Genomic DNA, 20,584 nt, shown 5'->3' with positions numbered 1-20,584 from the left:
GCGACCGGTGGGGAGACCGGCCGCGCAGGCGGCCTTCGCGCGTGGTCACGGCAGGTGCAGCCGGCAGGACTCTCCAGGCTTCACGGACACGCTCCGGTCAGGCAGTTGGATGTCGATCGGCAGCCGGTCGGAGGCGGGGACGGTGACTTCCAGCTCTCCCGGACGCAGCCGCACGTCCACACCCCAGTGGCCTCGATAGCGCAGACGGAAGCCGTATGACGAGAGTTCGGGCAGCGGTACGGGGTCGAACCGGAGCGCGTTGCCGCGCGCCTCGATTCCGGTGAGGCCGCGCTGGACGAGATCGAGCGTGCCGGCCATGGCGCCGAGGTGGATACCCTCGCCGGTCGTGCCGCCCTGCAGATCGGCGATGTCTCCCTCCAGGGCCTCCTGGCAGAACGTCCACGCATCCGTGCGCCGCACGCGGGCCAGTACGAGCCCGTGGACCAAGCCGCTGAGAGTGGAGCCGTGGCTGGTGCGGCGCAGGTAGTAGTCCACGGTGCGGCGCCAGGTCTCGTCGTCGAGGCGGTGGCCCAACCGCTCGAAGAGAGCGCGCAGTTCGACGGGGGAGAAGAGGTATCCGAGCATCAGGGCGTCGGCCTGTTTGGACGCCTGGTAGCGGTTGACCGTGTCGCCCTCGGCCTCCAGGATCCGGTCCAGTCGCCGGATGTTGCCGTACCGCTTGCGGTAGCCGGCCCAGTCCAGCTCCTCGAGCTCCCCATAGCCCTCGAACTGGCTGATGACACCGGAGTGGAACGGAACGTACAGAGTGCGCGAGACGTCCTCCCACAGCTCGAGCTCACCGCCGTCGAGGCCGGTCCGCTCGAACAGTTCCCGACGACGCGGTTCCGGTAAGCCGCGTACTACTTCCAGCGTGCGGGCCAGCACCCATGCGGCCGTCACGTTCGTGTAAGCGTTGTCGTCCAGGCCTGGCTCGGCGGCGCCGGGATAGGCGTCGTGGTACTCGTCGGGGCCGACCACGCCGCGGATCCGGTGCCTGCCGAGCCCTTCGTCGTACGTCGCGGAGCCCGCCCAGAACCGAGCGATCTGCAGCAGCATCTCCGCGCCCTTGGTATGCAGGAACTCCGTGTCGCCGCTGGCCTCGCAGTACTGCCACACGTTGTACGCCACCGCCGACCCGACGTGGTGCTGCAGGTGCGAGTGGTCGGGCAGCCAGCGTCCTGAGTGCGGGTTGAGATGCAACTGCTGTGTCTCCTCGCGGCCGTCGCTGCCGCTCTGCCATGGATAGCAGGCGCCGGCCCGCCCGATGTCCCGGGCCGCGAACACGGCACGTTCCAGGCGTCGGTGGCGGTAGGTGAGCAGGGCGCGGGACACCTCGGGCACATGCAGGTTCAGATACGGCAGCACGAAGAGCTCGTCCCAGAAGACATGACCGCGATACGCCTCGCCGTGCAGCCCGCGTGCCGGAACGCCCACGTCGAGCCCGGCGGTGTGCGGAGACAGGGTCTGCAGGACATGGAACAGGTGCAGGCGCAGGATCCGCCCCGCCTGCCCCGGTACGTCGAGGTCGGTCCTGCGCCACAGCTGATCCCAGGCCGTGAGGTGCGCTTCGAGGAGGTGATCGAATCCGGGCGCGCGGGCGAGGCGGTCGATCGCCGCGTGCAGAGGGTCGCTGATGGCCGGATCGCGAGAGGTGTGCAGGGCGACGGTCTTGTCGACGGTGACGGTCTCGTCGGCGTGCAGTGTGAAGGACATGCGCTGAGTGGCGCGCCGGTCGCCGTGTGCGGCGTGCAGCGGCGCGTTCGCCTCGATGCGGGAGGCCATGCCGATCCGGATGTCGGAGGTGGTGGTGCGGCAGCGCAGCCACACGGTGTCCGGAGCGCAGTCACCGGTGTGGACGTGAGTGAGGTGGTTGCCGTTGAGCTCGCGGTAGCGCGGCACGCCACAGTTGGAGACGGACCCGTCGAGCGCTGCCTCGACGTCGACGACGCAGGTGTCGCCCTCGACCTTGAATTCGGTGCGCAGGGCCGCCAGATGGGGGTCTCCCATGTGGACGAGGCGCAGCTGCCGCACGTGCAGGGTGCCCCCGGCAGGTGTGGCGTACCACAACCGGCGCTCGAGGAGGCCGGAGCTCAGCCGGAGGATCTGCCGGTAGCCGGTGAGGGCCTCGCAGTCGGGGGTGAGCCATGGGCCGGGCTCCGCGCCGTCGGACGGATCGTGTACCCGGAACCGCAGCGGCAGCCAGTTCGGCAGATTCACCAGGTCCTCGTTCTCCACCTCGCGCCCGGCGATGTGCGACGTGAGCCTGTCGTAACAGCCCGCGGCGTATGTGCCCGGGTAGTGCACAGCGTCGGCTGCGCACTCCGGGGCGGCTCCGCGCGTGGCGAAGTAGCCGTTGCCGAGCGTGCACAGAGATTCCCTGAGCCTCTCCTGCGCCGGGTCGAATCCCTCGTAGCTCCAGGTCCAGTCCGTCACACCGATGGTCCTTCCTCGAGCAGTTCGGCGAGGTCGCGTACGACGATGTGGGCTCCGTGGTCCAACAGCGCCTGCCGGGTGCCCGGTTCAGCGGAACGGTCCACGCCGATGACGAGGCGGAAGCCGCCGCGCCGGCCGGCTTCGACTCCGGCAAGGGCGTCCTCGACGACGGCCGCCTGCGCCGCCGGCACGCCGAGCCGGCCGACGGCCTCCAGGAACAGGTCGGGCGCAGGCTTGCCGTGCAGTGCGAGGCGTGCCGCCTCACTGCCGTCGACCAGAGTGTCGAACATGTGCAACACGCCGGCGCCGGTGAGGAGTTCACGGGCATGGCGGGAGGCGGAGGCCGCCGCCAGCGGAACACCCAGACGCTGCAGCGGGCGCAGCAGGCGAACCGTGCCCGGGTAGGCGTCGATTCCGTGTGTGCGCAACTGCTCGGTATAGCGCCGCTCCTTGTCCGCGGCGACCGCATCGACGAGTTCCGGGGAGGGTTCGACTCCGCGAGAGGCCAGGAACGCCGCGGCCCCGTCGGTCCGGGACCTTCCGTCGACATGGCGCAGATAGTCATCGCGCACGTCGAACGGCCGCCGCTGGGCGGGATCCTGAGGCGGGTGCTCGCGCAGGAAGAGGTCGAAGGCGGTCTTCCACGCTGCCGCATGCACCCGGGCCGAATCTGTGATCACGCCGTCGGTGTCGAAGACCACGGCGCGGATGCCGCGCAGTGCCGGCATCGACACGTCATCGGATGCGCCGGTCCTTCCGGCGGTGCTCACGCGCCCTCCGTACCGGCGGCATCACCGGTGTCCAGGAAATCCTGCGGCGCACGGCGGGGCGTGGCCGTTCCTTCGGGGCCGTAGCCGAGGCGGATCAGCATCTGGACATGGCCGGAGGGTGCGTGTGGCGTACGCAGACGGCTGCGCAGGTCCTGCCATTCCATGGCCTGGTGCAGCAGTGACGCGCGCAGCTTGTGCGCGGTGGCGACCAGGAGCACATGCTGCAACGCCTGCCCCGTCCGCAGCCAGTCGGTGCGACGGTCGTGCTCGGTCATCAGCGTGGCGAGAGTGGGAAAGCGCTCGAACGCCCGGGACGGGAGCTGTTCCACATGCCGTCGCGCGGAGAAGTCCCTGAGCGGCAGTTGTTCGAAGGCGTCCTGCGGCCCCAGTGCCGCCTGAGGTATGCCCGTGTCTCCTTCGCGATCGAGCCAACGACGGCTCTCGGTGCCGCGATCCGGATCGAGACGGTTGCGTTGCTCGGCCTCGGCGGTCACGGTCAGGAGTCGCGCGCTCTCGTGGGGCTCGGGCCAGTCGAGTACCCCACCCTCCGCATGGGCGGCTTCGGAGAGTTCGAGCCGAAGACCGGGCTCGACCGGACGGTCGCCGAACGGGAGCCGGCTGCTGTGCCTGTGCCAGATCGCGTCGTACAGATCACCGCGAATCGCCTGCTCAGCGCGCGCCCGTGGCGCAAGTCGCACAGTGGCCAGCAGGCTCGGGAGACGGGGGTCCGGTAGGGGACGTACCACGGGATCCCAGCCGAAGTGGGCGACGGCGAGGCGCAGATTGAACACGGCGGCTCCCGCGGCGACGTGCAGCGCCCGCCCCTGCGGATCCTCGAACGGCAGGCTCCGCTCCGCTGCGGCATGGATCTCCACCGTGACCGTGCCGGGGTCGAGACGGAAGCGCCAGGGCTGGGTGTTGTGCATGGAGGGTGCCGCCGTGGCGGCGGACACCAGGGCCGTCAGTGTGGCGGCGTCCAGGGCCAGGGGGTGCATGGGTCCCTCCTCTCACCTCGGCGGCCGGCGTGCGCCGCCTGGTTCGGGCAGGGCTTCAGCATGGGCGAGGAACTCCGCCACGAGGCAGGGGCCGTTGGGCCCCACTCGGGGGCCGGGTGACTGTCACTCCGTGCGAGTCGATGGCCCAAGAGGCCCTGACCGACTGCCCGTTCGGCTCGTGGAGGGAGCTGGGTGGCCCGGGGCGCCGACGGTGCATCGGGTGTTGGCTGGAGGCAGAGGATGAACCGGGCGAGTCGAGGAAGCGGGTGAGGGCCGTGAGGACAACACTGGACGCGGATTTCTGGCAGATGTTCTTCACGTCGCTCGCTGTCGCGATGGTGGTCGTGTTCGTGGCCACCGCGGCGGCCGAGTGGCTTTACGACCTGGCGCACCAGAACCGTGGCGGTGCACGTGGCGCCGGCCGCGGCCACGGGCCGCGGAGGAACCTGCACGGACGGCCCGAGGGAACGTCGCCGAGTGCGAGTCGGCACGACGGAGCCGGGGATACGCGGCGCGACCGCCGGACGGTACACGCCGGGCATCAAACCTGACGGCGAGCCCGGAGTCCCAGGCGCCGCCTCGGAGCGTTGCGGGGTCACCGTACGCAAGGGGGGGGGGGGTGGCGGGGGGGGGGGGGGGGCGCCCCCGGCCCGGTTCCCGGGTGGGGACGATTCCCACCCGGGAACCGGGCTCTTGCCGAAGCGTCCGAAGTTACCTGTCAACGACGGTGGTTCAGGCGGACCGACGCCCCGCCACCGAGGGCACGAACATCTCGCCCCGGTGGCACACGGTGCATGTGGCGTGGCGCGCCTTGTGCGGCCCGTAGGACACTCCGGTGCCGACGACGCGATGGGTCTCCTCGATGGTGACGTGGGCGTGGCCGGTGCACACCGCGCAGCCGCAGTGTCGGCACACGACGACCGCGTCCACGGCCTCGCCGGCCTGCGCGCAGTCGTAGCACTTCATGTCGCTTCCCCTCTCGCTCGCGAGACGGGTCTCCTGCTCGTCTTCGAGGACATCGTGTCGCCGCCGGCCGGGTGGTGACAGGGGCCGCCCGGGCCGTTGCCGAGGACGCACGGCCTCTGCCCACGCGCCCCTTCGAGGTACACGGTGACGTATTGAGCCCGTTCGGCTCCCTGCAAGGGAAGAGCGGCCCGGGGCTCAGCCGGATCGTGGGGTGTTCGGTGGAGATGACGACGCAGAGTGCGCCGGGCACAACCGGGAATTGGAGGCGAGCACCGTGTGGTCGACAACTTGGGGGCACGGGCCGGGAACGTACGGCCATGCAATGAATGGTTGGGGCTGGCTGCTGGCCGGCTTGAGCAGCCTGTTGCTGCTCGTTCTGGTGGCCGCTGTGGTCGTCGCCGTCCTGCGATGGACGGGGCACCCCGCAGGGGTGACGGGGCACAGCGCGGCGCTGCCGACACCGCTGGAGACCCTTGCGCAGCGGTTCGCCAGGGGCGAGATCGACGAGACCGCCTACCGCCGCGCCATCGCGGCCCTGCGCGAGCAGGACGCGGGCCCGGTCGGTCCCGGCAAGGGACCTTCGGCCCCTTAGCGGGCCTTGTTCTCCGCAGAACGGTGGGAGCACCGGCATACCGCGCGAGGAGGGCAACGCCATGGCTCGAGAGGTCATTACCAAGCCGACATGGCCGGGCGTCACTCCCCGGCTCACCGACTATTCCCTGGCACGCGCGGAGTTCACCTGGAATCGTGCGCGCGCACACATGTCGGGCCTGCCCGGCGGAGGGCTCAACATCGCGTACGAGGCCGTCGACCGGCACGTCGCCGAGGGGCGCGGCCGGCACACCGCATTGCGCTGCGTGCGCCGCGACGGCCCGGTCGAGTCGGTGTCGTACCACGAACTGGCCTTGCTGACGAACCGGTTCGCGCACGTGCTGCGCACCCTCGGGGTGGGGCGCGGTGACCGGGTCTTCACGCTGCTCGGGCGCTGCCCGGAACTGTTCACGGCCGTGCTCGGCACGCTCAAGAACACGAGCGTGCTGTGCCCGCTGTTCTCCGCCTTCGGCCCTGACCCGGTCGCCCAACGGATGGGCCTGGGCAACGCCAGAGTCCTGGTCACCACAGAGGCGCTGTACCTGCGCAAGGTCGCGCCCGTCCGTGAACGCCTGCCCGAGCTGGAGCACGTACTGATCGTCGGAGAGGGGCGCGGTGCGCTGCCGGGTACGGAGTCCTTCGACGAGCTGATGGCGGACGCGTCCGAGGAGTTCACGCCACTGCACACCGACCCCGGTGAGATGGCGTTGCTCCACTTCACGAGTGGTACGACCGACGTGCCCAAAGGGGCGGTCCATGTGCACGATGCCGTGGTCGCCCACCACATCACCGCCGCCTACGCCCTCGATCTGCACCCCGACGACGTGTACTGGTGCACGGCCGACCCCGGCTGGGTCACCGGCATGTCCTACGGGATCATCGCCCCGCTCACCCACGGCGTGACTGTTGTCGTGGACGAGGGCGACTTCGACACGAGGCGGTGGTACCGGATTCTCGCCGAGCAGCGGGTCACCGTCTGGTACACCGCCCCCACCGCCGTACGCATGCTGATGCGCGCCACGCCCCGTGAGGGGTCGTACGACCTGCCGCGCTCCTACGACCTCTCGGCCCTGCGGTTCATCGCTTCCGTCGGGGAGCCTCTCAACCCGGAGGCAGTGGACTGGGGGCAGGACGTACTCGGTCTGCCCATCCACGACAACTGGTGGCAGACCGAGACGGGCTGCATCATGATCGCAAACTTCGCGGCCTGCCCGGTGAAGCCCGGCTCCATGGGACGCCCACTGCCCGGAGTCGAGGCGGCCGTGCTGGCTCGCGGGGCAGACGGGCGCGCCGAGCGTGACCCCTTGCGCGTACTCGAAGAGCCGGACCAGGAGGGGGAGCTGGCCCTACGGCCGGGCTGGCCCTCCATGTTCCGCGGCTATCTGCACGCCAAGGACCGCTACGAGGCCGCTTTCGCCGACGGCTGGTACCTGACTGGTGATGTGGTGCGCCGCGACGCCGACGGCTACTTCTGGTTCGTCGGCCGTGCCGACGACGTGATCAAATCTGCGGGCCATCTCATCAGCCCCTTCGAGGTGGAGAGCGCCCTGCTCGAACACCCCCTGGTCGCCGAGGCCGGAGTGATCGGCCGCCCCGACGACACCGCGGGCGCCATCGTCAAGGCCTATGTCTCCCTCAGTCCCGGGACCGAACCGAGCGACGAGGTGCGCCGCACGCTGCTGGCCTTCGCCCGCCGGCGCCTGGGGCCCGCTGTGGCGCCCCGCGAGCTCGCGTTCGACCAGAACCTGCCGCACACCCGCAGTGGCAAGGTCATGCGGCGCCTGCTGCGCGCCCGCGAACTGGGCCTGCCCGAAGGGGACATCTCCACGCTGGAGACGCCTCAGGAACCGGAGAAGACGCCATGACCGCAGCCCGCAGGAAGCAGCTCGCCGACAGCACCGCAGGTCTCGCCGTGCCTGCTGCCCAGGCCCGTGGGAGTGTGGACGCCGTCGCCAAGCACCGCCGCGACCTCCTCGCCACCATGCTCCTTATCCGCCGCTTCGAGGAGCGCTGCGTCGAGCTCTACAGCTCCGCGAAGATCCGAGGGTTCGTCCACCTCTACATCGGTGAGGAGGCCGTCGCGACCGGGGTGGGGGCGGCGCTCGATCCCGAGGACGCCGTCGTCTCGACGTACCGGGAACACGGCCACGCCCTGGCGCGAGGGGTGCCCGTCGCCGCGGTGATGGCCGAGATGTACGGCAAGTCCGCCGGCTGCAGCGGTGGCCGCGGCGGCTCCATGCACCTCTCCGACGTGGCCCGCCGCTTCTACGGCGGCAATGCCATCGTCGGCGGCGGTATCCCGCTCGCCGCCGGGATCGCGCTCGCCGAGAAGATGCGCGGAGGACCGGGAGTGGTCTGCTGCTACTTCGGCGACGGGGCCTTCGCCGAGGGCGAGTTCCACGAGACCGCCAACCTCGCCGCCCTCTGGGACCTGCCGCTCCTTCTCGCGTGCGAGAACAACCTGTACGCCATGGGGACGCCGATCGCGGTGGAGCACGCCCAGACCGATCTCGCGATGCGCGCGGCGTCGTACGGGATGCCGGCCTGGGCCGTGGACGGCATGGACGTCCTGGCCGTCGAGTCGGCCGCCCGGCGTGCCGTGGACGGCATCCGTGCGGGCCACGGCCCGCACTTCCTGGAGCTGAAGACGTTCCGCTACCGCGCCCACTCCATGTACGACCCGGACCGCTACCGAGACAGGACCGAGATCGACCAGTGGCGTGCCCACGACCCGATTGAGGCGCTCACCGAACGGATGCGGGCGGACGGAGAGTTGGACGATGCCGCCTTCGAGAAACTCGACCGCGAGGCGAAAGCCGAGGTCGCCGACGCGGAGACGGCTGCCGAGGCCGCGCCCGCAGAACCCGTGGATCAGCTGCTCCGTCATGTGCACACCGACCCGGCGGAGGCACGGTCATGAGCCCCACGAAGACGAAGCCGAGGACCGAGTCCAAGGCGGGTTCCACGCAGAAGACCACCTACCGCGAGGCGATGCGCGAGGCGATGCGCGAGGCCCTGTCGGCCGACGAACGGGTCTTCCTGATGGGCGAGGACGTCGGCAAGTACGGCGGCGCCTTCGGCGTGAGTCTCGGTCTGCTCGAGGAGTTCGGGCCCGAGCGGATACGCGACACCCCGCTGTCCGAGTCCGCGTTCACCGGCATGGGCATCGGGGCGGCGATCGCCGGCCTTCGCCCGATCGTCGAGATCATGACGGTCAACTTCAGCCTGCTCGCCCTTGACCAGATCCTCAACAACGCCGCCACGCTGCGCCACATGACCGGCGGACAGCTCTCCGTGCCCGTCGTGATCCGAATGACGACAGGTGCGGGCCGGCAGCTCGCCGCCCAGCACTCGCACAGCCTGGAGGGCTGGTACGCGCACATCCCGGGCATTCGTGTCCTGGCACCGGCAACCCTTGAGGACGCTCGCGGGATGCTCGCCGCGGCCCTTGCGGATCCCGACCCCGTGGTGATCTTCGAGCACGGTTCGCTGTACAACCTCTCGGGCGACCTTGCCTCCCCTCGCGCTCCCGCGGACCTGACCACCGCGGCGATCCGGCGTTCGGGGGACGACGTCACCCTCATCACGTACGGAGGCAGCCTGCCCAAGACCCTCGCCGCCGCCGATCTGCTCGCCGAACAGGACGGCATCGGCGCCGAGGTGATCGATCTGCGCTCGCTGCGGCCCCTGGACGACGCCACCGTCATGAGCTCCGTGGCCCGCACCCACCGGGCTGTTGTCATCGATGAAGCCTGGCGCACCGGCAGCCTGGCCGCCGAGATCTCGGCCCGCATCACCGAGCAGGCCTTCTTCGAACTCGACGCGGCCGTGGGGCGGGTGTGCAGTGCCGAAGTGCCCATCCCGTACGCCCGTCAACTCGAGGAAGCGGCTCTGCCGCAGGCGGCCGGGATCGCGGCGGCGGCTCGGGAGGCGGTGGGCCGCCATGGGTGAGTTCACGATGCCCTCCCTCGGCGCCGACATGGACGAGGGAACGCTCACCGAGTGGCTGGTGGCGCCCGGCGACACGGTGGCCAAGGGCCAGGTGGTCGCCGTCATCGAGACGGCCAAGTCCGATATCGAGATCGAGTGCTTCGAATCCGGCACGGTGGTCGAGTTGTTGGCAGAACCCGGCGCGGTGTTGCCGGTCGGTGCGCCCCTCGCGATCATCGGGGCGGGTGACGCGGCGGTCGTGAAGACGGCTGCACCGGATCCTGTCCCGCCGCAGGTTCCGGCTGAGGTGATGCCCGAGATCGAGTCGCTCCACAACGCCTCGGTATCCGCGTTGCAGAGCGCTGCCGAACCGCAGATCGTGCCCGGACCGTCCGAAACCAGGGCCGCGCCGTACACCGCCGCCGAGGGCGCAGGCCCGCTGCGCATCGAGGCTGGGCCGCTCGTCCGGCACCTCGCCACCGAGCGGGGCATCGACCTTGCGGCGGTCCACGGCACAGGGCGTGGCGGCCGTGTCACCCGGGCCGACATCGAGCACGCCCGGCCGGTCGAGCAGCCGCCCCAAGACAGAGCCGTCAGGGTGCGGGCCACTCCGTACGCCCGGCGCTTGGCTGATGAACTGGACCTGGATCTCGCCGGGTTGCGGGGCAGTGGGGAGAACGGAGCGGTTCGTGCCGACGACGTCAAAGCCGCGCATGCGGCACGGGCCGCAGCTCCGGTGCCCGTGTCCGTCGTACAGGAACCGGCGCCGGACCGGGTTCGCGACCCAGGCCCGGCCAGGACCCGAGAGCCGTCCCCCGAAACGTCCGCCGACCGCCGATCCGCAGCCATGCGTCGTGCCATCGCCGACCTCATGGCCCGCTCCAAGCGCGAGATTCCGCACTACTACCTCGCCACCACCATCGACCTGGCCGCGGCCACGCAGTGGCTGCACACCCGCAACCGCGCTCTCTCCCCGAGCCGGCGTCTCGTCCCTGCGGCCCTGCTGCTCAAGGCCACGGCCCTCGCGACCCGTCGCGTCCCGGAACTCAACGGGTACTGGCAGAACGACTCCTTCGCACCCGGCGAAGGAGTGCACCTCGCAGTGGCCGTATCGCTGCGGGGCGGCGGTCTTCTCACTCCTGTGATCAAGAACGCCGACACCCTCCCGCCCGGGGAACTCATGGACAGCCTCAAGGACTTGGTGCAGCGCGCCCGCAAGGGGCGGCTCAGGGCATCGGAGGTTTCGGGGGCGACCCTCACCGTGACCAACTTGGGCGACCAGGGAACCGAGTCCGTCTACGGCGTGATCCATTCGCCGCAAGTGGCGCTGGTCGGCTTCGGCGCTGTCGTCGAACGCCCGTGGGCCGTGAACGGTTTGCTCGGCGTGCGACCTGTCGTCACGGCCACCCTCTGTGCGGACCATCGAGCCACCGACGGCGCGATCGGAGCCCGCTTCCTGACCGCCGTCGACCGACTGCTGCAGAACCCCGAGGAGTTGTCATGAACCGCACCGAAACCATGGTCCTGATCAAGGACTCCATCACCGAGATCGTGCCGGACGCCGACTTCACCGATGTCGGGCCGGACGACAAGTTCCGTGACGCTCTGGAACTCGACTCGCTGGACTTCGTCGGCCTGGTGGAACTCCTCTCGGAGCGCACCGGAGTGCGGATCGACGAGGATGACTATCCCGCGCTGACGACGCTCGCCGACGTCACGAACTTCCTGCTGGGCCGGCAGAATTGACGCTCCGTTCTCATGGACCATCCCCGGCGCGACCGCCGTGCGCCGGGGATGCGTGTCGCGAACCGGTCTCACTTCTGCACGGTCAGCGGCACGGTGTCGACGACTACCGCCCGGCCGTTCCGGGGCGAGTAGTAGTACGCGGTCAGGACGCCAGGACCCGAGCGCGTGGCCTTGAACGGGACGGTCACGTCGAACGTTCCGCGCGCACCGCTGCCCGAGGACGCGGTGACGAGCACCTCTGCGGCCCTGCGCCCCGCGGCATCCGTGACCTTCAGCCGGAACGTGGCCTCGAACGTGTTGGCACTGCCCCACACCCGGACCGGGCTTCGCACGGTGTCACCGACCATGGGCGACTCGACCAGGATCTCTGGCGTCAGATCTTCGAAGTCGGCGCGCGAGACGGGGCGGTTGAGGACGATCCCCTCACCGCCGAGCGTCGTCACCGGCTTGCCGTCGAGCTCGAAGCGGACTTTGTGGACGGCAGGGGAGCGGGTGGCGGTGAAGACGACCTGGGCGACCCGGGCGCGCATGGACAGGCTGCCGCCCCCGTCGTCGTACCGGCTGGAGAGATCCACGGTGGCGACGCGGTCCTCGACCGCGACGGAGCGCAGCACCGTGCCGGAGGGTATGGCCGTCGTACGTCCTTGCGCACGTTCCGTCCGGCTGGGCCCGGCCAGGAGGGCCCGCAGGGCTTCGGCGGCGGTCGCGGGGGCCCGCACCGTGCGCGGCACGGGCGACACCCGCTCGCCGTGGAGGAAGTACACGGCCGTACGGACCAGGCGCCGGCCCGGGGCCTGCGGCGATGCGGACGGTGGCGCGGACGAGGGCGGTGCCGAGGGAGCAGCGCTGTTGCCGGGGGTTGCCGCCCCCGGGGATGCGCTCGTACCGGGAGCGGTGCCTCCGGTGGCGCCGCCTGCGGCGGCCGTGTCCGAACCGGGAGTTCCTGGCGACGAGTTCGCGGACTCGCCGCCGGCGCAGCCTGTAAGGGCGAGCGGCAGTAACAACAGAGTGGCGAAGGCCGTTCGGTGCAGTCGGTGGAAGCGTTCGGGTGTGATGCGGGCCTCGGTGCTCATGGCATCCTCCTGGGACACCTCAAGCAAACGCCGTGGGGCGGGGCAGGCCAAGTGCCGCGTGGTGCCCACTGGGTGGCTGGACGGCACGCAGCACGGGGCCGTTCGGCGGGGCGGTGTCCTCCGGCGCCGGGGTGCCTCGGTGCAGAGCCAGGGGCCTCAGTAGAGAGAGGCGGGCCAGTAGGTGTACACCGAGATCAGTACGCCGACGTCGAGAAGCACGCCCAGGGACAACCAGGGGTGGAACCAGAGGACCTTGAGGGCCAGCCCCACCACGGCGGCGATGACCGCCGCGGTTGCCCAGGCGGTGCCGCCGGACGCCACGGCCGCCCCTGCGATGACGTACAGCATCGCGGCGGCCGAGGCCAGACCGATGGAGACCCGTCCTGCCCGCGCTTGCGGGAGCCCCGCGACGGCGAGTGCCCAGGAGTGCCGCGCGTCGAACGGGGGCCTGTTGCCGTCCTGTGCGGGCCCAGATGCCGCCCACACCGGCAGGTGGATCAGACCGTGAGCGATGAGGAAGGCCGCGAAGATGGCCGTGATCATGACGTGAACTCCTTCTCCGGGTCGGCTCGGCCGGTTTCGGATCCGCCCTGTTCGAGCCGGAACGGCGGATAGACGTCCGTGAGCAGCGCGGCGTAGGCGGCCACCCGAAGGACCCACCGGTTCAAGCCCGTCACCAGATCGAACAGCCCCTGTGGATAGCGCCCGGTGAACGCGAGCGAGATTCCGGCGAACAGGGCGAGCAGGCCGATGAGCCCGCCCGCGACCCAGGGGACGCGGACGCCGCCGAGCAGGAAGCCGAGCACCAGATAGTGCGGGACGGCGAGCAGCCACCACTTCACCAGGACGTTTCCGCGCGAAAGGCGCTCGGGATACCCCAGCTCCCAGTGAGCCGGATAGTCCGGTACGTCAGCCAGGGTGAACGGTGGATAGCGATCGGTGGCGAGGGCTCCGTAGGCGTAATAGGAGACCCGCCAACTCCAGCGCAGAACACCGACGTTGAAGTCGAACAGGACACGCGGATAGCGCCCGGTGAGGAGCACGGCGAAGAGCGCCACCACGCTCAGCGCGACGAACGCCACCCACAGGAACGCCAGGACGACGACGTGCGGCAGCGCGAGCAGCCACTTCACCAGCCACAGCCACCGGGACAGCGGGTGGTCGAGGGTGGCGGTGAGCCGGGCAGGATGCCCGGACTCGACCGGGGGCTGGGAGAGTTCGGAGGTTGCGCTGTTCATGGCGCACTCCTTCCTCGGCGGATCGGCCCAAGAGCGTCTCAGTGGTGGTGGCGCGGACGGTCGATGGACGCCATGAGGCCGAAGACTCCGGCGAGCAGCAGCGCCCAGCCCACGACGGCCGTCGTCGCTCCGAAGATGAGAACGGCGCCGAGCACCGCTACGGCGACCAGTACGAGAGCGGTCATGGTGGCTGCCTCCTTGTACGAATGCGGCGGTTGCCTCGATGCGAGCCTGCCGTGAACTCGCCGATTGCGGCCCGGTCCGTGCGGGGTGCACCGGGAGACCCTCCGGCCCTGATCCGGGACCGTTCGGCCCTCGGTGCGCGCTCGGTGGTGTGGAACTCGCGGCCCACCTCTGCCGGTCCCGTTCAGAGGCTGTGCTTGTGGTCGTGCGGCTCCCGGTCCTTGGGTGATGTCCCATGGTGTTCATGGCCGCCTTGCATGCCGTCGCTGCCGTGCGTGCCCCGCATCATGAAGAGCATCATCAGCGGGCAGACCATCACGAGAGCAAGCAAGGCAAGGGTGCTCAGGGGCAGGCCGAGCCAGAGCGCACCGACCACCGCGATGGCCGTAGCAACCGCGTACAGGCCGTAATTTCTCTTGTTGTTCATGGAGAGCCCTTCTTGGCGGGGAAGTCAGCTGCTCGGGATACCTCCACCGGGTATTGATGGTCTGATGTGATGCTGCTCCGGCGGGAGCTCTGCGGGGATGGGACGGACGGGTAACTATTGGGGCCGATGGTCCCTTCGGCCGCAGGCAGTGCCGGCCAACCTCCGCATCAAGACCAGCTTGCCTGTGCGGTGTCGGACCAGAGTGCGTGACCGCCCCGAGCGGCATCGGAAGGCACCACGGCCACCGGGCACTTGGTGTGCCGCACCAGCGCGTCCACTGCGGGGCCGAGGGTGTTGCCGCGGCGGCCCACCACGATCAGCTCCGCCCAGCGGGAGGCGCTCACCAGCGCCTGTGCCGGCGTGTGCAGGACGACATCCGGCAGGACGGGCACCGCGGGGTACTTGTCCCGCCAGGGCCGCAGCGCGTCGGCGAGCAGTTGCACCTCGTGGTTCTCCCATTCGGCCCGGTCCCTCGACGGCGGCGGGTACGGCATCCAGGGAGCGGCGGCCGACGGCAGGGCCCAGGCATGGATCGCGTGCAGCCGGACGCCGCGCTGCTGCGCCGCGTCGAAGGCGAAGTCGCAGGCCGCGTCATCCGGTTCACGGGCGTCGACACCGAGGCTGACCTTGTCGGGACGAGGCCTCTGCTGCCCGCAGGCGAGGCCGCTCGGGACCAGGACCACGGGCGTGGACGCTTGTTGTGCGACGGCCAGGGCTGTGGACCCGAGGGCGAGACCGGCGAATCCGCCGGAGCCGCGGGTGCCGACCACGAGCAGTTCGGCGGTGCCGGCGAACTCCGGCAGTGAGGGGGCCCCGGGGCCGGACAGGCGTACGCTTTCGATCTCCAATTCCGGGTGCCGGGCTGTCAGTTCTGTGACGGAGCGCTCGGGCATCGGCACGTGACGGTAGGGCCAGAAGTCCTCCGCCCTGTCCTCGGCCTGTGAAGCCGTATACACGACCCGCAGCACCACTCCTCGTCGCAGTGCCTCCCTGGCCGCCCAGTCGGCTGCCGCGTTGCCGCGGGCAGAGCCGTCCACTCCTGCGATGACCGAACGGCGCATCGGGACCACCTCTTTCCACTCGGATCCAGGGGCCGTTGTCTCCCGGTTCCATCGTCGGCACCCGGCCGCCGGGCGGACAGGGGCCGCGCGGACCCCGATGGGGCCGTCCGGCCCCCTGCCAACGGCGCGCAGCGGCACGAGGGTGGAAGCGGCCCGCGAATTGCCGCGTGCCGTGACCAACGTGACGCCACAGCCGGAAACTCCAGGAGGGGCATTGCGATGACCCAGTACGTGTACGGATTCGCCGAGGGCCGACGTGAGATGGCCGACCTCCTCGGTGGCAAGGGTGCGAACCTCGCCGAGATGACCCGACTCGGCCTGCCCGTGCCACCCGGCTTCACCGTGACCACCAAGGCCTGCCGGGTGTTTCTGGAGACCGGTACGGAACCCGACGAGCTGGGTTTCGAGGTGGCCCGTGCGCTGGCCGCTTTGGAACGCGCGGCAGGCCGCACGCTCGGCGACTCGGCCGACCCGCTCCTCGTCTCGGTCCGCTCCGGGAGTCGCTACTCCATGCCCGGAATGATGGAGACGGTTCTCGACATCGGCCTGAGCGACGCCTCCGTCCAGGGACTTGCGAAGATCTCCGGACAGGAGCGCTTCGCCTGGGACTCCTACCGGCGCCTTGTCCAGATGTTCGGGCACACGGTGCTCGGTGTGGACACCGAACTGTTCGAGCGCGCGCTCGCCGAGCGCAGGACCCTGCGCGGCGCGACCGATGACCGCGACCTGGACGCGCAGGATCTCGCCCTGCTCACCGAGGAGTTCAAGGAGATCATCCACCGCACCACCGGCGAGGAGTTCCCGCAGGACCCGGTGGAGCAGTTGCACCGCGCTCTGCGCGCGGTCTTCTCCTCGTGGAACGGCGAACGCGCCCACGTCTACCGCCGGCGTGAGCACATATCCGACGACCTGGGCACCGCCGTGAACATTCAGGCCATGGTCTTCGGTAACCTCAGCCCGGACTCCGGCACCGGGGTGGCGTTCACCCGCGACCCGACCACCGGCGCCCGCGGCGTCTACGGCGACTACCTGCCGTACGCCCAGGGGGAGGACGTGGTCGCGGGCGTAAGGAATGCTGTGCCCTTGCAGGAGCTCGAGCGTCTCGACCCGCGTTCCTACCTCGCGCTCACCGAGCACCTGCGCACGCTGGAAGCGCACTACCAGGACCTGTGCGACGTGGAGTTCACCATCGAGCGCGGTCGGCTGTGGATTCTGCAGACCCGTGTCGGCAAGCGCACCGCCGAGGCTGCTTTCCGTATCGCCTACGACCTCCTCGAGGAAGGTGTCATCGGACGCAGGGCGGCTCTCTCCCGGGTCGACGGCGATCAGCTGGCCCGGCTCATGTTCCCCCGCTTCGCCACCCGCCCCTCGGACGTCCCGGCGCCCCGGGCCCCCGCCGCCGCGCCCGGCCCCCCCGGGGGCGGGGCCGTCTCCGACTCCGCCGAAGCCGTGCGCGGGGCGGCCGCCGGTGAGCGGACCGTGCTCGTACGCCGCGAGACCACCCCGGACGATCTGCCCGGCATGATCGCCGCCGAAGCGGTGCTCACCAGCCGCGGCGGCAAGACCAGCCATGCCGCAGTCGTCGCCCGCGGTATGGGCAAGGTGTGCGTATGCGGCGCCGAACCCCTCACCGTCGACCCCACCGCGCGCCAGTTCACCACGCCGGAGGGGGTGGTGGTCCGCGAGGGTGACGTCATCTCCGTCGACGGCACCAGCGGCACCGTCCACCTCGGCGCGCTTTCGCTCACCGACTCCGCCGTACGGCAGTCCCTGGAGAGCGGCGAGCAGTCGGACCTCTTGAGCGTGGCCGTGGACCGGGCGCTGTCGCATGCCGACGCGGTACGCCGACTCGAAGTGCGGGCCAACGCGGACACCCCCGAAGACGCGGCCTGCGCTCGCCGGTTCGGCGCCCAGGGGATCGGCCTGTGCCGCACGGAGCACATGTTCCTCGGTGAACGCAAACACCTGGTCGAGGCCATGATCCTGGCGGTCGACGGCACGGCACGCGAGCAGGCGCTCGCCGCCCTGCTGCCGCTGCAGCGCGCGGACTTCACCGGGATCCTCGCCGCCATGGACGGACTGCCCGTCACCATCAGGCTCCTTGACCCGCCGCTGCACGAGTTCCTGCCGGACCGCACCCAACTGGCCGTCCGTATCGCCGCATCGGCCGATCCCGACCCCCGTGATGTCCACCTGCTCGCTGCCGTGGAGCGTCTGCACGAGCGCAACCCCATGCTGGGCCTGCGCGGGGTGCGGCTCGGCCTTTCCGTACCCGGCCTGGTCGCCATGCAGGTGCGCGCCATCGCGGAAGCCGTCGCGGACCGCATCCGGGACGGGGGCGACCCCCGTGCCGAGATCATGATCCCGCTCGTCGGCACCGTGGAAGAACTCCGCCTGGTCCGTGCAGAAGCGGAGAGCGTCCTGAGCGAGGTGTTCGCTCGGACCGGCACCGAAGTCACGTGCCCCATCGGCACGATGATCGAACTGCCGCGTGCAGCCCTGACCGCGGGGCGTATCGCCCGCGCCGCGGACTTCTTCTCGTTCGGTACCAACGACCTCACCCAGACGACCTGGGGCCTGTCCCGCGACGACGCCGAAGCCTCGTTCTTCCCTGCCTATCTGGACAAGGGCATCTTCACGATCTCGCCGTTCGAATCACTCGACGAAGAGGGTGTCGGCCGGTTGATCACCTTGGCGGTCGAGGAAGGCCGGGCGGCCAACTCGCGTCTGACGCTAGGGGTGTGCGGCGAACACGGTGGCGACCCGGACTCGATCCACTTCTTCCACCGGGCAGGCCTCGACTACGTCTCCTGCTCGCCGTTCCGGATCCCGGCGGCCCGGCTCGAAGCGGGCAGGGCGGCTCTTGGTGAGCCGCGCTCTCGGTAGGTGAAGCCCGCTGACTCGGTGTCTCGCGTCCCGTAGCGTCGACGGTGCGGGGCGCACCCGTGTTTCGAAATGGGGCTCGTAGTGCGTACTTGGACGTGGCGCTGCGAGGAGTCGCGGGCATCAGGGAGACGTGCGATGGCAGGTAAGAAGGTCCGGACGTCGGGTGTCTCGACGTTGTCCCGTGCCGTGTACGAAAGGGAGTTGCTGCGGCTGCAGATCCAACTGGTGGACCTGCAGGATTGGGTACAGGCCGAGGGAATCCGCTTGGTAGTCGTCTTCGAGGGCCGGGACGCGGCGGGCAAGGGCGGCACGATCAAGCGCGTCGCCGAGCACCTCAACCCCCGCATCGCCCGGATCGTCGCGCTGTCGAAGCCCACCGAACGCGAGCGCACGCAGTGGTACTTCCAGCGCTATGTCGAGCAGCTGCCGGCCGCCGGCGAGATCGTGCTGTTCGACCGCAGCTGGTACAACCGGGCCGGCGTCGAGCACGTCATGGGCTTCTGCACCAAGGAGGAGCACCAGCGTTTTCTGCATCAGTGTCCGATCTTCGAGCGGATGCTCATCGAGGACGGGATCCTGCTGCGCAAGTACTGGTTCTCGGTGAGCGACGCCGTACAGGAGGAACGCTTCCGGAAGCGGATGACGGACCCCACCCGGCGCTGGAAACTGTCTCCGATGGATCTGGAGTCGTACACCCGGTGGGAGGCGTACTCCCGAGCCAAGGACGAGATGCTGGTGCACACCGACATCGCCGAGGCGCCCTGGTATGTCGTAGAGAGCGACGACAAGCGCCGGGCCCGGATCAACATGATCGCCCATCTGCTGGCGAGCGTTTCGTACCAGGTGACACCGCGCCCGGCGACGGAACTGCCGCGCCGGCCGGCCGCCACGGGGTACGAGCGGTCGCCGCGTGACCTGCAGACGTATGTGCCGGATCATTCGGCCGGACTCGCCGGCTGAGCCTTCCTGAGTGGTCTGATGGCGCTGATGCCCGGCTTCTCGTCTTCGAGGTGCCGGGCATCAGTGCAGCTACGTCGGGTCCGCTCAGCCGGTCAGGGCTGCGGTGTCGGTGCCGAGGCGTCCTTCGGGCTTGAGGGTCTGGTCGGCTGGGCCGGGCGGGCAGATCTCGGGTTTCTCACCCGGCGGGCAGATCTCCGGCTTGGGCTTGCCGGGCTTGTTCGGCTTCACCTTGTGGTGGTCGCCCTTGTTGGTCTTGAGGCCAGGCTTGGACGGCTTGTCGGCCTTCATCCACCACGAGGTGACGGTGCCGTTCGGGGGCAGCTTGATCTCGACGCCGTTCTTGACGGTCAACTCGGCCATGTCCACGGCGGTGATCTTGCCCAGGAACTTCTTGCCCAGGAACAGGTCGGCCTGGTAGCCCTTCTTCGCGAGCTTGTAGACCTTCGCGGTGATGCCGCCCTTGACCTTCACGGTGTTCTTGTAGGTGCGCTTGGCGTCCTTCGCGACCTGGTTGACCTCGTTGCCGTGCTTCCCGGACACCTGGGAGACGCCGGTCTCGGGCTTGACGGGCTGCTCCTGGCCGAGGGCCATCGCGCCGGCCGCGGAGGCGCCGATGGTCGCAGCGGCGGCCGCGAGTCCGATGACAGTGGCGCGCAGGTACTTACGCATGGGAGTGCTCCTTGAATGGTTGAGGGTTCGATGCCGGTCGCACATGCGAACGATCGTTCCGTCCGTAACCCGAACATTCAAAGGTAAATGCCCTAGGTCGCTAACGTTTCAAGGTGTTGTAACGGCGTTTACGCGGCCTTTGCGCAGTCGCCCGTCAGGCAGGCTTCACGGCTGTGCCGATCATGGTGCACAGGCCCACTGGCCTGCTGCCAGGTCCCCCTGTCGGCCGATCACTCGAGCGCCCCGCGGTGTCCCGGCTAGTGAACCGATCGGCGCACAGTGATGGCGGTGAAAGCGGCCGAAGCGGCGGCAGTGGCGGCCAGAAGCAGGAATCCCCAGCTGTAGTCGTGTGCCGTGCTGTAGACCGCGCCCATGACGAGGGGAGGGAAGAAGCCGCCGAGTCCGCCGGCCGCTCCGACCAGTCCGGTGACCCCGCCCACCTGCTCGGCGGGAACGAGCCGGGCGACGAGGGCACTGCCCTGACCTCCCACGCTCTGGAATGGCCCGACCTGCGCGAAATGGTCCGCGATCCCCTGTCGACCCTGGGGCACGTCCACATGGTGCTGCGTCTGGGCTACGGCCCCCCGGCCCACGACCCAGCGGCGTCCGGTGCACGACGTACTCACCATCGACTGAGGCGGACCGGCAGCGGCCGG

20 protein-coding genes are annotated in these 20,584 nt (G+C 69.9%); 8 read left to right on the top strand and 12 right to left on the bottom strand.

The genetic code is table 11. The annotated features are described in order from the left end of the window. Positions 1 to 45 precede the first annotated feature (45 nt). The 4 genes from JAO81_RS08740 to JAO81_RS08725 form a co-directional block, all read right to left on the bottom strand. Positions 46 to 2,433 (bottom strand): glycoside hydrolase family 65 protein, encoded by a 2,388-nt coding sequence (locus tag JAO81_RS08740; RefSeq protein ID WP_199547228.1) that lies wholly within the window; start codon positions 2,431 to 2,433, stop codon positions 46 to 48. Next, positions 2,430 to 3,161: an HAD family phosphatase gene (locus JAO81_RS08735; RefSeq protein ID WP_199547300.1), complete on the bottom strand. Its 732-nt coding sequence runs from the start codon at positions 3,159 to 3,161 to the stop codon at positions 2,430 to 2,432. Before JAO81_RS08735 ends, JAO81_RS08740 begins: the two co-directional genes overlap by 4 nt. Positions 3,162 to 3,199: 38 nt before the next feature. Beyond that, a complete protein-coding gene (locus tag JAO81_RS08730; RefSeq protein ID WP_199547227.1) occupies positions 3,200 to 4,198 on the bottom strand; it encodes a nitroreductase family protein in 999 nt (332 codons plus the stop codon). 732 nt (positions 4,199 to 4,930) lie between these two features. Beyond that, on the bottom strand, positions 4,931 to 5,164 hold the full coding sequence (locus tag JAO81_RS08725; protein ID WP_199547226.1) for a DUF2180 family protein: 234 nt from the start codon (positions 5,162 to 5,164) through the stop codon (positions 4,931 to 4,933). Between the two features lie 322 nt (positions 5,165 to 5,486). Between JAO81_RS08725 and JAO81_RS08720 the strand changes: the two genes are divergently transcribed. From JAO81_RS08720 to JAO81_RS08695, 6 genes are all read left to right on the top strand, one after another. After that, the gene (locus JAO81_RS08720) at positions 5,487 to 5,756 is read left to right on the top strand and encodes an SHOCT domain-containing protein (RefSeq protein ID WP_199547225.1); all 270 of its coding nucleotides are present in this window, start codon (positions 5,487 to 5,489) and stop codon (positions 5,754 to 5,756) included. Between the two features lie 61 nt (positions 5,757 to 5,817). Continuing rightward, a complete protein-coding gene (acsA, locus tag JAO81_RS08715) occupies positions 5,818 to 7,620 on the top strand; it encodes an acetate--CoA ligase (protein WP_199547224.1) in 1,803 nt (600 codons plus the stop codon). Next, on the top strand, positions 7,617 to 8,675 hold the full coding sequence (gene pdhA, locus JAO81_RS08710) for a pyruvate dehydrogenase (acetyl-transferring) E1 component subunit alpha (protein WP_199547223.1): 1,059 nt from the start codon (positions 7,617 to 7,619) through the stop codon (positions 8,673 to 8,675). Before acsA ends, pdhA begins: the two co-directional genes overlap by 4 nt. Then, a complete protein-coding gene (locus JAO81_RS08705) occupies positions 8,672 to 9,706 on the top strand; it encodes an alpha-ketoacid dehydrogenase subunit beta (RefSeq protein WP_199547222.1) in 1,035 nt (344 codons plus the stop codon). The genes pdhA and JAO81_RS08705 overlap by 4 nt, the downstream gene beginning before the upstream one ends. Further along, positions 9,699 to 11,189: a dihydrolipoamide acetyltransferase family protein gene (locus tag JAO81_RS08700; RefSeq protein ID WP_199547221.1), complete on the top strand. Its 1,491-nt coding sequence runs from the start codon at positions 9,699 to 9,701 to the stop codon at positions 11,187 to 11,189. The genes JAO81_RS08705 and JAO81_RS08700 overlap by 8 nt, the downstream gene beginning before the upstream one ends. Next, entirely contained in the window at positions 11,186 to 11,431 is a 246-nt protein-coding gene (locus tag JAO81_RS08695) for an acyl carrier protein (protein ID WP_199547220.1), read from the top strand. The genes JAO81_RS08700 and JAO81_RS08695 overlap by 4 nt, the downstream gene beginning before the upstream one ends. Before the next feature lie 68 nt (positions 11,432 to 11,499). On the opposite strand, the gene JAO81_RS08690 is transcribed toward JAO81_RS08695, so the two are convergent. The 6 genes from JAO81_RS08690 to JAO81_RS08665 all read right to left on the bottom strand — a co-directional run bounded on the left by JAO81_RS08690 (position 11,500) and on the right by JAO81_RS08665 (position 15,413). Further along, positions 11,500 to 12,504 (bottom strand): GerMN domain-containing protein, encoded by a 1,005-nt coding sequence (locus JAO81_RS08690; protein WP_199547219.1) that lies wholly within the window; start codon positions 12,502 to 12,504, stop codon positions 11,500 to 11,502. A gap of 156 nt (positions 12,505 to 12,660) precedes the next feature. Further along, complete coding sequence (locus tag JAO81_RS08685; protein WP_199547218.1) at positions 12,661 to 13,047, bottom strand: hypothetical protein; 387 nt, start codon at positions 13,045 to 13,047, stop codon at positions 12,661 to 12,663. Beyond that, positions 13,044 to 13,742 (bottom strand): DUF4389 domain-containing protein, encoded by a 699-nt coding sequence (locus JAO81_RS08680; protein ID WP_199547217.1) that lies wholly within the window; start codon positions 13,740 to 13,742, stop codon positions 13,044 to 13,046. Before JAO81_RS08680 ends, JAO81_RS08685 begins: the two co-directional genes overlap by 4 nt. Positions 13,743 to 13,780: 38 nt before the next feature. After that, the gene (locus JAO81_RS08675) at positions 13,781 to 13,927 is read right to left on the bottom strand and encodes a hypothetical protein (protein ID WP_199547216.1); all 147 of its coding nucleotides are present in this window, start codon (positions 13,925 to 13,927) and stop codon (positions 13,781 to 13,783) included. Between the two features lie 182 nt (positions 13,928 to 14,109). Next, positions 14,110 to 14,352, bottom strand: coding sequence for a hypothetical protein (locus JAO81_RS08670; RefSeq protein ID WP_199547215.1), 243 nt, complete (start codon positions 14,350 to 14,352; stop codon positions 14,110 to 14,112). A 167-nt stretch (positions 14,353 to 14,519) separates the two neighbouring features. Further along, a complete protein-coding gene (locus JAO81_RS08665) occupies positions 14,520 to 15,413 on the bottom strand; it encodes a universal stress protein (RefSeq protein WP_199547214.1) in 894 nt (297 codons plus the stop codon). 219 nt (positions 15,414 to 15,632) lie between these two features. Here JAO81_RS08665 and ppdK point away from each other — a divergent pair, with 219 nt between their 5' ends. Continuing rightward, positions 15,633 to 18,299, top strand: a complete 2,667-nt coding sequence (ppdK, locus tag JAO81_RS08660; RefSeq protein ID WP_199547213.1) for a pyruvate, phosphate dikinase — start codon at positions 15,633 to 15,635, stop codon at positions 18,297 to 18,299. A 135-nt stretch (positions 18,300 to 18,434) separates the two neighbouring features. Further along, positions 18,435 to 19,259 carry a polyphosphate kinase 2 gene (gene ppk2, locus JAO81_RS08655; protein WP_199547212.1) on the top strand — a complete coding sequence of 275 codons (825 nt, stop codon included), beginning with the start codon at positions 18,435 to 18,437 and terminating at the stop codon, positions 19,257 to 19,259. 84 nt (positions 19,260 to 19,343) lie between these two features. On the opposite strand, the gene JAO81_RS08650 is transcribed toward ppk2, so the two are convergent. Continuing rightward, entirely contained in the window at positions 19,344 to 19,928 is a 585-nt protein-coding gene (locus JAO81_RS08650; protein WP_199547211.1) for a hypothetical protein, read from the bottom strand. Between the two features lie 257 nt (positions 19,929 to 20,185). Continuing rightward, positions 20,186 to 20,479, bottom strand: coding sequence for a hypothetical protein (locus tag JAO81_RS08645; protein WP_307813253.1), 294 nt, complete (start codon positions 20,477 to 20,479; stop codon positions 20,186 to 20,188). Positions 20,480 to 20,584 lie beyond the last annotated feature (105 nt).

This window comes from Streptomyces sp. N35 (assembly GCF_016464295.1).
GTDB lineage: Bacteria > Actinomycetota > Actinomycetes > Streptomycetales > Streptomycetaceae > Streptomyces.
This window is presented reverse-complemented; position numbering and strand designations above follow the sequence as displayed.

Excerpts from the sequence above, each read along its gene's own strand:
- JAO81_RS08700 (WP_199547221.1), top strand. The coding sequence starts at position 9,699 with ATGGGTGAGTTCACGATGCCCTCCCTCGGCGCCGACATGGACGAGGGA.
- JAO81_RS08725 (WP_199547226.1), bottom strand. The coding sequence starts at position 5,164 with ATGAAGTGCTACGACTGCGCGCAGGCCGGCGAGGCCGTGGACGCGGTC.
- JAO81_RS08665 (WP_199547214.1), bottom strand. The coding sequence starts at position 15,413 with ATGCGCCGTTCGGTCATCGCAGGAGTGGACGGCTCTGCCCGCGGCAAC.
- ppk2 (WP_199547212.1), top strand. The coding sequence starts at position 18,435 with ATGGCAGGTAAGAAGGTCCGGACGTCGGGTGTCTCGACGTTGTCCCGT.
- JAO81_RS08735 (WP_199547300.1), bottom strand. The coding sequence starts at position 3,161 with ATGCCGGCACTGCGCGGCATCCGCGCCGTGGTCTTCGACACCGACGGC.
- JAO81_RS08690 (WP_199547219.1), bottom strand. The coding sequence starts at position 12,504 with ATGAGCACCGAGGCCCGCATCACACCCGAACGCTTCCACCGACTGCAC.
- JAO81_RS08650 (WP_199547211.1), bottom strand. The coding sequence starts at position 19,928 with ATGCGTAAGTACCTGCGCGCCACTGTCATCGGACTCGCGGCCGCCGCT.
- pdhA (WP_199547223.1), top strand. The coding sequence starts at position 7,617 with ATGACCGCAGCCCGCAGGAAGCAGCTCGCCGACAGCACCGCAGGTCTC.
- JAO81_RS08685 (WP_199547218.1), bottom strand. The coding sequence starts at position 13,047 with ATGATCACGGCCATCTTCGCGGCCTTCCTCATCGCTCACGGTCTGATC.
- JAO81_RS08670 (WP_199547215.1), bottom strand. The coding sequence starts at position 14,352 with ATGAACAACAAGAGAAATTACGGCCTGTACGCGGTTGCTACGGCCATC.
- JAO81_RS08680 (WP_199547217.1), bottom strand. The coding sequence starts at position 13,742 with ATGAACAGCGCAACCTCCGAACTCTCCCAGCCCCCGGTCGAGTCCGGG.
- JAO81_RS08720 (WP_199547225.1), top strand. The coding sequence starts at position 5,487 with ATGAATGGTTGGGGCTGGCTGCTGGCCGGCTTGAGCAGCCTGTTGCTG.
- JAO81_RS08675 (WP_199547216.1), bottom strand. The coding sequence starts at position 13,927 with ATGACCGCTCTCGTACTGGTCGCCGTAGCGGTGCTCGGCGCCGTTCTC.
- JAO81_RS08730 (WP_199547227.1), bottom strand. The coding sequence starts at position 4,198 with ATGCACCCCCTGGCCCTGGACGCCGCCACACTGACGGCCCTGGTGTCC.
- JAO81_RS08695 (WP_199547220.1), top strand. The coding sequence starts at position 11,186 with ATGAACCGCACCGAAACCATGGTCCTGATCAAGGACTCCATCACCGAG.
- ppdK (WP_199547213.1), top strand. The coding sequence starts at position 15,633 with ATGACCCAGTACGTGTACGGATTCGCCGAGGGCCGACGTGAGATGGCC.
- acsA (WP_199547224.1), top strand. The coding sequence starts at position 5,818 with ATGGCTCGAGAGGTCATTACCAAGCCGACATGGCCGGGCGTCACTCCC.
- JAO81_RS08705 (WP_199547222.1), top strand. The coding sequence starts at position 8,672 with ATGAGCCCCACGAAGACGAAGCCGAGGACCGAGTCCAAGGCGGGTTCC.